The following is a 546-nucleotide window of genomic DNA, read 5'->3' on the forward strand; positions in this document are numbered from 1 at the left end:
AATTTATTTCATCTTATTGAACGTGAGAAGGGTTTATCCGGTTTTAAAGAAACTCTGGAGCATGCAGCGCAATACATCCATTACATTCCTGAATACGAGCGTAAAGCACCGCAAAAATTGAATGAGAAAAAAGAGAGGGAAGTCAAAGAAGGGAAACGTCAACTGGCCCAAAAGTTATTTCAACAATCACAGCCTATTCAAGGCACCATCGCTGAAAAATACTTAATCATTCATCGTGGGTTAGCGCATTATGATCATGCTGATCTTCGCTTTTGTCGTTCGGTATACACCAAGACCCAAGATGGGCAAAAGCATGTTCCTGCACTATTGGCTTTTAGTAAAGATGAACAGGGTAACATACACCATGTTCAGATCACTAAATTAGAACCTCATTCTGCTAATAAGGATAAGTCTTGTGAATCTGTGAAACAAACGTTTGGCTCAATCAGTAATTATTTTGTCAATTTAAATCACCATGGTAAAGGCGACATCGCTTATTTTACAGAAGGGATTGAGACAGGATTAAGTATACTTCAGGTCGATGAA

The 546-nt window shown here is 38.5% G+C and carries 1 protein-coding gene; it reads left to right on the top strand.

Annotated features, from left to right (window positions below; all coding sequences use genetic code 11):
• Positions 1–546 (top strand): DUF7146 domain-containing protein (locus A8O27_RS18250; protein WP_154669273.1); only part of this gene is annotated, 546 nt, incomplete at both ends.

This window comes from Legionella bozemanae, from assembly GCF_001648595.1.
Lineage (GTDB): Bacteria > Pseudomonadota > Gammaproteobacteria > Legionellales > Legionellaceae > Legionella > Legionella bozemanae.